Annotated in this window: 7 protein-coding genes; 1 reads left to right on the top strand and 6 read right to left on the bottom strand. The window is 67.0% G+C overall.

Annotation, left to right across the window (positions count from 1 at the left end; all coding sequences use genetic code 11):
- Positions 1-57 precede the first annotated feature (57 nt).
- The gene (locus tag CIK75_RS15350) at positions 58-4,941 is read right to left on the bottom strand and encodes a DEAD/DEAH box helicase (RefSeq protein WP_086993773.1); all 4,884 of its coding nucleotides are present in this window, start codon (positions 4,939-4,941) and stop codon (positions 58-60) included.
- Positions 4,942-5,007: 66 nt separating this feature from the next.
- Positions 5,008-5,466: a 23S rRNA (pseudouridine(1915)-N(3))-methyltransferase RlmH gene (rlmH, locus tag CIK75_RS15345; protein WP_179204188.1), complete on the bottom strand. Its 459-nt coding sequence runs from the start codon at positions 5,464-5,466 to the stop codon at positions 5,008-5,010.
- 18 nt (positions 5,467-5,484) lie between these two features.
- On the opposite strand from rlmH, the gene CIK75_RS15340 reads away from it, so the two are divergent.
- Positions 5,485-6,255: a phosphatase PAP2 family protein gene (locus CIK75_RS15340; protein ID WP_086993769.1), complete on the top strand. Its 771-nt coding sequence runs from the start codon at positions 5,485-5,487 to the stop codon at positions 6,253-6,255.
- Positions 6,256-6,272: 17 nt separating this feature from the next.
- Here the strand turns inward: CIK75_RS15340 and CIK75_RS15335 are convergent, their stop codons facing one another.
- Genes CIK75_RS15335 through CIK75_RS15320 form a run of 4 tightly spaced genes read right to left on the bottom strand, consistent with a single transcriptional unit; the run spans position 6,273 to position 12,476 of the window.
- Complete coding sequence (locus CIK75_RS15335; RefSeq protein WP_086993766.1) at positions 6,273-7,025, bottom strand: succinate dehydrogenase/fumarate reductase iron-sulfur subunit; 753 nt, start codon at positions 7,023-7,025, stop codon at positions 6,273-6,275.
- Complete coding sequence (locus tag CIK75_RS15330) at positions 7,022-8,965, bottom strand: fumarate reductase/succinate dehydrogenase flavoprotein subunit (protein WP_086993763.1); 1,944 nt, start codon at positions 8,963-8,965, stop codon at positions 7,022-7,024. The genes CIK75_RS15335 and CIK75_RS15330 overlap by 4 nt, the downstream gene beginning before the upstream one ends.
- Positions 8,965-9,687, bottom strand: a complete 723-nt coding sequence (locus tag CIK75_RS15325) for a succinate dehydrogenase cytochrome b subunit (RefSeq protein ID WP_086993760.1) — start codon at positions 9,685-9,687, stop codon at positions 8,965-8,967. Before CIK75_RS15325 ends, CIK75_RS15330 begins: the two co-directional genes overlap by 1 nt.
- Positions 9,684-12,476 (bottom strand): aconitate hydratase, encoded by a 2,793-nt coding sequence (locus tag CIK75_RS15320; RefSeq protein ID WP_086993757.1) that lies wholly within the window; start codon positions 12,474-12,476, stop codon positions 9,684-9,686. The genes CIK75_RS15325 and CIK75_RS15320 overlap by 4 nt, the downstream gene beginning before the upstream one ends.
- Between the last annotated feature and the right edge of the window lie 202 nt (positions 12,477-12,678).

Below are 12,678 nucleotides of genomic sequence, written 5' to 3'. Positions count from 1 at the left end.
TCATCGCTGGCCCACTGTGTGGAGTGGCTCACACTATACCGGTCGTCGTCAAAGGACTCACGGGCGGAAGCGCAGCCCGTTGGGTGAGGAGTGGAATCCCGCAGCCAATAAAGCCCTAGCCAGCGCCGTATCGGGGACGGGGGCGCCATTGACCTTATCCAGCGCGATCCGCTCCACCCGTGCGGTCCGCAGGGCCGCCACGAGCGCCCGAGCCGCGGCGTCGAGCTCGGTCTGGTCGTCGGTGAAGGCCAGGGCCGTTCGGCCGCCACGCTCCAAATACAGGCCCAACCGGCCATCGAGGAGAACGACGACGGCGCCGGCCTTGCGTCCCGGGCGTTGCCCCGTGGGGGAGGGGGCATCGTCGGCGGAGCCCAGGACCGGCCAAGGCAGTGCCGCGCCGTAGGGGTTGGCCGGGTCGGTGGCCGCCAGGGCGATGGCTGCCGGGACCCGCCCGGAGCCCCCGGCGTGGGAGGCTGCAGCATCGAGATCGGTATCCCGGGTGTGTCCGCGCAGCCGGTCCACGGTCGCGGGGACGGAGAACTGGGCCGCCCCGAGGCGTTCGATGAAATACCCCCTGCGGGTCCTGCCCGATTCCTCCAGCCGGGCCAGGACCCGGTAGAGCCTGCCGAAACCACCGGGCACGTTCTCCGCCATCACCGAACCGCGGGTGAGCACCCCGTACCTGTCGAGCAGGAATTCGGCGCCGGCATGAGCCCGGATCGTCGGGTCGGCCTCCGGTGCAGGGAGCAGGGACCAGCGTCCTGCGGCTTGAGGCTGGGCCGGGGCGACGGGCGCTGAGGAGGCGACAGCGCCGGGTCGCAGGCCGGAGGCATGCATTCCCGGACCCCGGGGCGAGCGCATCCGCCCCAGCCGGGGCGACCTGGCCCGGGGGGAGGCCCCGCGGGGTTTATGGGCGGTCCGTCCACCGCCGAGCAGCCCGCGCACCGGGGCGAAGGTGTCGTTGCCGATCCTGCCGGACCACACCAGTTCCCAGAGCGCGGTCAGCACGGATTCGTCCTGACCGGTGACGGCCAGACCCTCGGTGACCTGGCGGAAGAAGAAGCCGCCCCCGCTGCCCAGTACCTCAAGGATCCGCAGCTGCAGCTCGGAGGGCTCGAAATCGGGGTCGGGGTTCAGCGTCAGTGCTGCCTCCGCCGCGGGGTGCAGGCTGATCCAGCCGTCGTTTCCCGCCAGCGTCCCGGCACCGGACCACAGCACCTCCCCAGTGGCCATCAACTCGTCGAGCATTCCCGGCTGGTAGTCCGAAACCCGGGCAGGGAAGACGAAGGCCTCCCAGGCGCTCGCCGGAACCGGTACCCCGGCCAGCTGGTCGATCACCGTGGCCACGCCGTCGATACCGCGCAGGTTCTCGCCCACGAACTGCCAGTCGGGAAGGAACCTGCCGAACGTGGCATCGTCCACGGGTTCGACCTCGGCCCGCAATGCGGCCAGCGAGCGCCTGCGGATCCGGCGCAGCACCTCGGCGTCGCACCATTCGCTGGCCGCCGGCGCCCCGGCTGCCGAATCGCCGGTGGCGGGCCGGAACTCGCCTTCGACCACCCGTGATTCGGTACCCAGACGCTTGAGGACCGACAGGACGACGGCGGTGCCCAACCCCAGTGCGGTGGCTGCCTCGGACACGGTAAAGGGACCGTGGGTGCGCCCGTAGCGTCCGACGAGGTCGCCCAACGGGTCGGCCACCGGTTCGATGAAGGCCAACGGGATGCCCATCGGCAGGGGGATCCCCAACCCGTCGCGTAACCGGGCGGCATCCTCGATCGCCGCCAGCACCGGTTCCCCGGCCAGGTTGATGCGCAGGGCCCGGTTGCTGCGCAGCAGGGCCTCGGCGTAGCCGGCCGCCTCGTCGACGGTGGCTGGCGCAGGCACCGGTTCGACACCGGGAACGTTCTTCTCCGGCTCGACGCTGGGGTCCACCGTCTCGGGCTCCTCCGGTTCGGCGGCAGGCCGCAGCCGGGCGGCCAGCTCCTCGATCCCCAACGGGCCGAGCAGGCGCAACAGATCGGCGGCCCCCTCCAGACCCTTGAGCCGACGGTGGGGGGCCACCCGTTGGAGTTCGGCCTCGGTGCTGGCGATGACGTCGGGGTCCAGCAGATCGCGTAGCTCGGTGCGGCCCAGCAGGTCGCCCAACAGGGACGGGTCGATCGACAGGGCTGCCGCCCGGCGTTCGGCCAGCGGGGAGTCGCCCTCGTAGAGGAATTGGGCGACATAGCCGAAGAGCAGGGTCTGGGCGAAGGGTGAGGGCTGGCGGGTGGTCGTCTCCACGATCCGCAGCCCCCTGCCCTGCAGCTCGGCGGCGATCGAGCGCAGCGAGGGAAGGTCGTAGACGTCTTGCAGGCATTCCCTGACCGTCTCGAGGATGATCGGGAAGGACGGGTATTTGCGCGCCACATCCAGCAGCTGGGCCGAGCGTTGGCGTTGCTGCCACAGCGGGCTGCGTTTGGCGGGGTTCTGCCGAGGCAGCAGCAAGGCCCGGGCCGCACATTCGCGGAAACGCGAAGCGAACAGGGCCGAGCCACCCACCTCGTTCGTCACGATGGCATCCAGCTCCTCGGGATCGAAGAGGAAGAGCTCGGCCCCGGGCGGCTCGTCGTCCATCATCGGCACCCGCAGGACGATCCCGTCGTCGGCGGCCATCGCCGACCCGTCCATCCCGAAGCGTTCGTGCAGCCGGGCCCCCACGGCCAGCGCCCACGGGGCGTGCACCGGCATGCCAAACGGGGAGTGCAGGACCACCCGCCAGTCGCCGAGCTCGTCCTGGAAGCGTTCAACCACCAAGGTGGTGTCGCTGGGGATGATGCTGGTGGCTTCCTGCTGTTCGGCCAGGTAACCGGTGAGGTTGGCCGCGGCCCAGCCGTCCAGGCCGATCGCTGCCAGCCGGGCCCCGGCATCGTCGTCGCTGGCTCCGCCAATTTCGCGGCGGAACCTGCCCAACGCCCGGCCCAGCTCGGCGGGACGACCCAGCGAGTCGCCCTTCCAGAAGGGGAGTTTGCCGGGCTGGCCGAAGGCGGGGGAGACCAGGACCTTATCGTGGGTGATGTCCTCGATCTTCCAGCTCGTCGCCCCCAAGGCAAAGACGTCGCCGACCCGGGATTCGTAGACCATCTCCTCGTCGAGTTCGCCCACCCGGCGCCCGCCGCCACTCTGGTCCTCGGTGCCGATCAAAAAGACCCCGAACATGCCCCGGTCCGGGATGGTGCCCCCGGAGGTCACGGCCAGACGTTGGGCCCCGGGCCGACCGGACAGGGTGCCGGCATCGCGGTCCCAGATGATGCGTGGACGTAGTTCGGCGAACTCATCGGAGGGGTATTTGCCGGCCAAGAGGTCAAGGGTCGCGTCGAAGGCCGAACGGGGCAGTGCGGCAAAGGGCGCCGACCGGCGGACGACGTCGAACCATTCCTCCGCATCGACCTCACCCAACGCTGCGGCGGCGACGGTCTGCTGGGCCAGGATATCCAGCGGGTTCGCCGGAATGGACAGCGCCTCGATGGCCCCGGAGCGCATGCGTTCGACGGTGATGGCCGTGTTGACCAGATCCGAGCGCTGCTTGGGGAAGAAGGCCCCGGTGGACACCTCCCCGACCTGGTGTCCGGCCCGGCCCACGCGTTGCAGCCCGGAGGCCACCGAATGCGGGGATTCGACCTGGATGACCAGATCCACCAGTCCCATGTCGATGCCCAGCTCCAGCGAGGAGGTGGCCACGACGCAGCGCAAGTGCCCGGACTTCAGATCATCCTCGATGCCGGCGCGTTGATCCTTGGAAACCGAACCGTGGTGGGCCCTGGCCAGCACGGCCTCGGCGCCTGAGCTGGCACCTGCCTGCGCCATGACCTGCGCGGGCGGATGCTGCGGTGCGGGGGCGATGGACGGTTCGGTGGCCGGTTCGGCCCACGGATCGGAGCCGGTCAGTTCCTGCCGGGCCGCGTGGATCTCGTTCAGGTTCGCCGTCAGCCGTTCGGCCAGGCGTCGGGAGTTCGCGAAGACGATCGTGGAGCGGTTGGCCTCGATGAGGTCCACGATCTTCTCCTCCACATGCGGCCAGATGCTCGCCTGCGGTTGGAAGCCGGCCAGCTCATCGAGCTCGCTGGTCTCGGCCGCGGCGGGCAGGTTCGTCATGTCTTCCACCGGGACGGTGACCGTCAGGTCCCAGGTCTTCTCCGAGGGCGGAGCCACGATGTCCACCGGCCGGGAACCGCCCAGGAACCGGGCGACCTCGGCCCGGGGTTCCACGGTGGCGGAGAGCCCGATGCGTTGCGCCGGGCTTTTCAGCAGGGCATCGAGCCGTTCGAGCGATACCGCCAGATGGGCACCGCGTTTGGTGCCGGCGACGGCGTGAACCTCGTCGATGATGACCGTGTCGATGCCGGTGAGTGTCTGGCGGGCCTTGGAGGTCAGCATCAGAAACAGTGACTCGGGGGTGGTGATGAGGATATCCGGCGGGGTCGTCAGCAGTTTGCGGCGGTCATTGGCCGGGGTGTCTCCCGAACGCACGCCAACACTGACCTCGGGGGCCGGCAGGCCGAGTCGTTGGGCCATCTGGGTGATCCCGATCAGCGGTGCGCGCAGGTTGCGTTCGACGTCGACGCCGAGCGCCTTCAACGGGGAGATGTACAGGACCCGGGTCTTGCGTTTCGGGGCCTTCGCCTTCTTCCCTGGTGCAGCGACTGCGTCGTGAGCTTCGACTACTGGGAGGGCGGGTTGTTCGGTGCTGCTGCGGATGAACCCGTCCAGGGCCCAGAGGAAGGCGGAGAGGGTTTTGCCCGAACCGGTGGGGGCGACGACCAGGGCGTTGCTGCCGGCGGAGACCGCATCCCAAGCGCCGAGCTGGGCGGCCGTCGGCGCGGCAAAGGCACCCGTGAACCACTCGCGGGTCGCGGGCGTGAACTTCTGGAGCACTGCGGCTGCTGCGGGCTTTTCTGCCATCGCTGAAAGCCTACGCCGAAGCACCGACGAGTTGGCGCGGGGGCGGTCGAGGCACCTCGGCCACCATTATCGGTGGTGGTACGGCCGGCCGCCGACGATTTCCTGGGCACGGTAGAGCTGTTCGGCCACCACGAGCCGGACCAGCTGGTGGGGGAAGACCAGTTTGGACAGGCTCCAGGTGAAATCGGCCCGCTGGTGCACCGAGGTGTCGACGCCGTAGGCCCCGCCGATGACCAGCACCACCGGGCGGGCGGTATCCAACGGCTGTTGCAGGGTACGGGCCAGGGCCGGTGAATCGATGTTCTTCCCGCGTTCATCGAGCAGGACCATATGGTCCCGGGAGTGGACCTTGGCCAGGATGCGGGCGGATTCCTCGGTGCGGGCGGCGTCGCCTTCCCGGGACGAATGCGGCAGCAGGGCCCAGGACACGTCGAAGGGTTTCTTCATCCGCTTCGAATAGCGCTCGATGCCCTCGGCCACCCACGACTCGTGCTTCTTCCCGATGGCCAGTATGCGCAGCGTCATGGCACTAGTCTGTCAGTCATGCCCACCCCCTCTACACCCCGACGCCCTCAACGGGACCACCCGGTCGCCGATGCCGCGGCGCGACGCCTGCCATCGCGGCTCGGAGCCTATGGTGCCTTGTGGATCACGCTGGCCATCGGCGCCGCCTTCGTCACCCTGATGACCGCGGCCGCCGCGGAGATCTACGAATCGCTGGCGGAGAAGGATGATCTGGCGGCAGTGGACCGGCCGTTGCTGGCTCTCGTGATGACCTGGCGCAGCCCGGTGGCCGACACGGCAGTCACCTGGTTCACCAACACCGGCTCCGTCATCGGGATGTCGATCATCGCCTTGGCGGCGATCGCGGTGCTCACCAGGATCCGTCGGTCCTGGCGGCCGCTGCTGCTCATCGGTGCGGCGGGGGCCGGCTCCGTGGCGATGACCATTGCGGGTAAGGACCTCATCGGGAGGGCCCGGCCACCGATGGCCGATGCCGTTCCGCCCTACGAAACCTCGCCGTCGTTCCCCTCGGGCCATACGCTCAACGCCACGGCGATCATCGCGGTCATCGCCTATTTATGGTTCCTGCAGCTGGAGGCCCGGGCGGCCAGGGCATGGATGATCGCCGGCTGCGCGGCCTACGTGTTCCTGATCGGCTGCAGCCGCATCTATCTGGGGCACCACTGGTTCACCGACGTCGCCGTGGCCTGGGCGCTCGGACTGGGGTGGGCGGCACTGGTCGTGCTCTCCCATCACGTCTTCAACACCGTCCGCCGGGTCAGGCGCGAACAGGACCCGAAGCGGTTATAGCCCTTCCCGGGGACAGCTCATTTCCCTGACTGGTGCTTCACCCCGGACAGCACGTCGTGGTTCAGCTGGGAGATCATATCCAGCGGGATCCCCGCCGGGCAGACCGCGGTGCATTCGCCGATCTGGGTGCACCCGCCGAAACCTTCGGCGTCGTGCTGTTCTACCATGGCCAGGGCCCGCTCGTCGCGTTCGGGCTGGCCCTGGGGCAGCGAACCGAGGTGGGTGATCTTCGCCCCGAGGAACAACGAGGCAGACCCGTTGGGGCAGGCGGCCACGCAGGCCCCGCACCCGATGCAGGCCGCCGCGTCGAAAGCCCGGTCGGCGTCCTTCTTCGGCACGGTGACGGCATTGGCGTCGGCTGCGGCCCCGGTAGGGGCGCTGATATAGCCGCCGGCCTCGATGATCCGGTCCAGCGCGCTGCGGTCCACCACCAGATCCCGGATCACCGGGAACGCCGCCGAACGCCAGGGTTCGACGTCGATGACCTGGCCGTCCTCGAAGTGGCGCATGTAGAGCTGGCAGGTGGTGGTCAACGCCTCGGGGCCGTGGGCCAGCCCGTTGATCACCAGCGAGCACATCCCGCAGATGCCCTCACGGCAGTCGTGGTCGAAGGCCACCGGTTCCCCGCCGTTGAGCGTGAGGTCCTCGTTGAGTAGATCGAGCACCTCCAGGAAGGACATGTCGGGGGAGATGTCGGCGACCTCGTAGGCCTCCATGGCACCTGGCTCGTCCTGATGGTGTTGGCGCCAGATCCGCAAGGTGATGTTCATTTGTAGCTCCTTTGCTGGACCTTGATGTTCTCGAATTCCAGGTTTTCGCGGTGCAGCACCGGGGAGGACCCGTCGCCACCGAATTCCCAGGCGGCCACGTAGCTGAAGTCCTCGTCCTGGCGCAGGGCCTCACCGCCTTCGGTTTGGCTTTCGGAACGGAAATGCGCCCCGCAGGACTCTTCGCGGTGCAAGGCGTCGATGCACATCAGCTCCGCGAGTCCGAAGAAGTCGGCGACCCGGCCGGCCCGCTCGAGGGACTGGTTCAGTTCCTCATTGACCCCGGTGACCTTCACCTCTGTCCAGAAGGCTTCGCGCAGCCGGCGGATCTCTTTGATCGCGTGGGTCAGTCCTTCGGCATTGCGTTCCATGCCGCAGTACTCCCAGACGATGGACCCGAGTTCCTTATGGAAGGAATCCACCGAGCGGCTCCCGTCGATGGCCAGCAGTCGGGCCGTGCGCTCCCGGACCCCCTCGGCTGCCTCGACGACGGCGGGGTGGTCGGCATCGACGTCCTCGGGCAACGGGTTGCGGGCCAGATAGTCGTTGATGGTTCCGGGCAACACGAAGTAGCCGTCGGCCAGTCCCTGCATCAGGGCGCTGGCGCCGAGCCGGTTGGCTCCGTGGTCTGAGAAGTTTGCCTCGCCGATGACGAAGAGCCCGGGGATGGAGCTTTGCAGATCGTAATCCACCCACAGCCCACCCATCGTGTAGTGGATGGCCGGATAGATGCGCATCGGCGCCTGGTAGGGGTCCTCATCGGTGATCTTCGCGTACATGTCGAAGAGGTTGCCGTATTTCTCCTCGATGACATGCCGGCCCAGCCGCTTGATGGCATGGGTGAGGTCCAGATATACCCCCAGGCCTCCCGGGCCCACGCCACGGCCTTCGTCGCATTGCTTCTTCGCCGCCCGCGAGGCCACATCCCGGGGCACCAGGTTGCCGAAGGCCGGATAGACCCGCTCCAGATAGTAGTCGCGTTCGTCCTCGGGAATGTCCGCCGGGGCCCGGTCATCCCCGGCCTGGGACGGAACCCAGATCCTTCCGTCATTACGCAGCGACTCGCTCATCAGGGTGAGTTTGGATTGGTGGTCCCCGCTGACGGGGATGCAGGTGGGGTGGATCTGGGTATAGCAGGGGTTCGCGAAATAGGCTCCCTTACGGTGGGCCCGCCACGTGGCGGACACATTGCAGCCCATCGCATTGGTGGAAAGGTAGTAGACGTTGCCGTAGCCGCCGCTGGCCAACACGACGGCGTCGGCCACATGTGTTTCGAATTCGCCGGTGACCATATCCCGGACCACCACGCCGCGCGCCTTGCCGTCGATGACGATGAGGTCGAGCATCTCGTGGCGGGTATTCAACTCCACGGTCCCGGCCCCGACCTGGCGCTCCAGGGCCTGGTAGGCGCCCAACAGCAGCTGCTGGCCGGTCTGCCCGCGGGCGTAGAACGTCCGGGAAACCTGGACGCCGCCGAAGGAGCGGGTGTCCAGCAGGCCGCCGTATTCCCGGGCGAAGGGGACCCCCTGGGCCACCGCCTGGTCGATGATCGCCGCGCTGACCTGGGAGAGGCGGTAGACGTTGGATTCCCGTGAGCGGTAGTCCCCGCCCTTGACGGTGTCGTAGAACAGCCGTTGGATGCTGTCGCCGTCGTTACGGTAGTCCTTCGCCGCGTTGATCCCGCCCTGGGCGGCGATGCTGTGGGCGCGGCGGGCGCTGTCCTGATAGCAGAAGACCTTCACGTTGTAGCCGGCCTCGCCCAGGGTTGCCGCAGCGGAGCCACCAGCCAGCCCCGTGCCGATGACGATGATGGAGACCTTGCGGCGGTTGGCCGGACTGATCAGCTTGGCCTCGAAGCGGCGCCGATCCCACCGGTCCTTCAGCGGTCCGCCGGGGTCCTGGGTGTCCTGCAGCGGATCACCTTCGGCAAAGTATTCGTTCATCATGGTCCTACCCATCCGATCAAGATGCTCAGTGGCGGTACGAGGAAACCGGCGATGATCACGAAGGTGACCACAGAGGCCAAGCCATTGAGCCGGCGTCGTACTGCCACGCTGGTGTTCGCGCCCAGGGAAGCGAAGGCGGCCCAGATGCCGTGGCGCAGGTGGAAGCCCAAGGCGATGAGTGCGACGACATAGGAGAGCACCACCCACCAGATCGAGAAGCCGTTGATCATGCGGTCGTAGGGGCTGTCCGAGGCCCCGCCCGGGTGGATGACGTTCCCGGTCAGATGCAGCAGGTGGTAGACGACGAACAGGGCGATCGTCACCCCGCCCCACCGCATGGTGAAGGAGGCATAACTTCGTTGTACGCCGCGGCGGTTCTGCGTGGTCTGGTACCGCCACCCGCCCCCGCCCGCGGTGGCCGCCCGGGAACGGTGCCAGAGCACGAACGCCGCCCAAATATGTGCGCCCACGCTGATCAGCAGGATCACGCGCAGGATCCACAAGGCGCCGGCATAGGGCAGCAGCGGTTCGAGGATCGTGCGCAGGTACGCCGAATAGCCGTCGAAGGCCTCCTGTCCGGCGAAGACCTTCAGGTTCCCGTACATATGGGCGATCAGGAACCCCACCATGATCAGCCCGCCCACGGCCATGACCGCATGCAGGATGGTGGAGGAGCGCAGCACCGAGCCGCGCCCGCGCTTCACCCCGGTGGTACTCATGTCGTCAACAACTGACGCAGGACGTAGGGCAGGATGCCCCCGTGGACGAAATATCCTTCCTCGGCAGGAGTGTCGATCCTGACCTTCGCGGTGATGTCCCGGGTGCCCTGACCATCATCGACCCGGACGGTGACTTCCTTCGGGAGCGGGGAAGCGCCTTCGATGCCGATGACGGAATACGTTTCCTCCCCGGTCAGTCCATGGGTATCAGCCGTTTCCCCGTCCAGGAACTGCAACGGCAGCACTCCCATGCCGATCAGGTTCGACCGGTGGATCCGCTCATAGGAGACGGCCAACACCGCCTTGACCCCCAAGAGTGTGGTGCCCTTGGCCGCCCAGTCGCGGGAGGACCCCGAACCATAGTCCGAACCCGCCAACACGACGAGCGGGACCTCATCGGCGATGTAGCGGGTGGAGGCGTCGAAGATGCTCATGCGCTCGCCGTCGGGCAGATGCCGGGTGACGCCGCCCTCGACCCCGGGGACGAGGAGGTTGCGCAGCCTGACATTGGCGAAGGTTCCGCGGATCATCACGTGGTGGTTCCCGCGCCGTGAACCGTAGGAGTTGAAGTCCTTCGGTTCGATCCCCAGATCCTGCAGATATTGACCTGCGGGGGAATCGGCCTTGATGGCGCCGGCCGGGGAAATATGGTCGGTGGTCACCGAATCCCCGAGGTAGGCCAGGACGCGGGCTCCCTGAATATCGGATAACGGCGCCGGTTCCACCGGCATGTCATCGAAGTAGGGCGGGCGCTGGATGTAGCTGGAATCGGATTGCCAGGCGAACTGGTCCCCCTCGGGGATGGTCATCCCGCGCCAGTTCTCGTCCCCGTGGTAGACGTCGGCATAGCCTTCGGTGAACATCTTCGCCTCGAGGTTCGCGTCGACCACCTCCTTGATTTCGGCGGTGGTGGGCCAGATATCGCGGAGGTAGACCGGCTGGCCGTCGGTGTCTTGGCCGAGGGGATCCTTGAGCATGTCGGTGCGCATGGTCCCGGCCAGTGCGTAGGCGATGACCAGTGGCGGGGAGGCCAGGAAGTTCATCTGGACCTCCGAGTGGATCCGCCCCTCGAAGTTGCGGTTGCCCGACAGGACCGAGGCGACCGTGAGGTTCTTCTCCGTCGCGGCGGCACTGACTTCGGGGATCAACGGCCCCGAGTTGCCGATGCACGTGGTGCAGCCATAGCCGACCAGGTTGAAACCGAGCTTCTCCAGATACGGTGTCAGCCCCGAACGGTCGTAGTAGTCGGTGACGACCCGTGAACCGGGCGCCAACGTCGTCTTCACCCACGGCTGGCTGGTCAAACCGCGCTCCACTGCCTTCTTGGCCAGCAGCGCCGCCCCGATCATCACCGAGGGGTTGGACGTGTTCGTGCAGGAGGTGATGGCGGCGATGACGACGGCGCCGTTGTCGATGCTGGTCTTCTGCCCGCCGAGTATCAGCTCGGCGGGGTCCGAGGGCCACGCGTCGAGGACATTTCCGTCGTCGTCGTAGGTCCGTGGCGGGTCATCGCGTTGAATGCGGGTGCTGATGGCCACCGGATCGCTGGCCGGGAAGGAATCCTCCCCGGCGGAATCGAGTCCCCCGGCGATGGCATCCGCATGGGTTTGCCCGGCCAGCAGCCGGTGGATGACCCGGGGAGCGAACGCCAGCGGGATGCGGTCTTGGGGGCGTTTCGGGCCGGCAATCGACGGGGAAACCGTGGAGAGGTCCAGTTCCACGATCTGACTGTATTCGGGCACATGGTCGGGATCGTGCCACAGCCCTTGTTCTCGGGCGTAGGCCTCGACCAGTCGGATCTGATGCTCTTCACGTCCGGTCAGGCGCAGATAGTTCAACGTTTCATCATCGATGGGGAAGATGGAAGCCGTCGAACCGTATTCGGGGCTCATATTGCCCAAGGTTGCCCGCGTGGCCAACGGGACGTTGCCGACTCCTGGGCCGAAGAAGTCGACGAATTTGCCCACCACCCTGACCTTGCGCAGCAGTTCGGCGACGGTGAGGACCAGGTCGGTGGCGGTGGTGCCCTCGGGCAGTTCGCCGGACAGTTTGAGCCCGAGGACTTGCGGGATCAACATGCTCATCGGCTGGCCCAGCATGGAAGCTTCGGCTTCGATCCCGCCCACGCCCCATCCCAGTACGCCGAGGCCGTTGACCATGGGGGTATGTGAATCCGTGCCGACCAGGGTGTCCGGATACGCCTGGGGTCCGCGGGGTCCTTCCCGGGTGAAGACGACCCGGGCCAGGTATTCAAGGTTGACCTGGTGGCAGATGCCGGTGTCCGGGGGAACCACCAGGAAGTCGTCGAAGGACTGTTGGCCCCACCGCAGCAGCTGGTAGCGCTCCTGGTTGCGGCCGAATTCCAGTTCGGCGTTGACCCCGAAGGCGTCCGACCGGGCAAAGACATCGGCGATCACGGAGTGGTCGATGACCAGTTCGGCGGGGATCAGCGGGTTGATCTTCTTCGGGTCCCCACCCAGATCGGTCATGGCATCACGCATGGCGACCAGGTCCACGACGCAGGGGACACCGGTGAAGTCCTGCATGAGGACCCGGGCCGGGGTGTATTGGATCTCCGAGTTCGTGGTGGAGTTGGCGTCCCAGTTGGCCATCGCCGTGATCTGTTCGGCCGTGACCAGGTGTCCGTCTTCGTTGCGCAGCAGGTTCTCCAGCAGGACCTTGAGGCTGTAGGGCAGACGATCGGAGCCCTTGATTCGATCCAGCCGGTAGATCTCGTACGACGCATCGTCGACCTGCAGTTCAGAGCGGGTGTCGAAACTGTTCTGCATTTTGGGGGCACCTGGCTTTTCGTATCGAAGTGAACTCCACCAGGCCGGTGGTCCCCAACGTACGCCGAGAAGTCGAAAGAGACCATGACATTAGTCGTCCAACTCGGGGGAGCCCGGCAGGCGAATCCAGCAAAAACGTGATCGAGGCCACATCTTCTGGTTTTGGCCGTAGGATGGGGTGACAGTGCGCCGCAGGTATGAA

Source organism: Glutamicibacter sp. BW78 (assembly GCF_002332245.1).
In the GTDB taxonomy this organism is placed as follows: domain Bacteria; phylum Actinomycetota; class Actinomycetes; order Actinomycetales; family Micrococcaceae; genus Arthrobacter_H; species Arthrobacter_H rhombi_A.
Note: the sequence above shows the minus strand (reverse complement) of the source record. Positions and strands in the feature narration are given on the sequence as shown.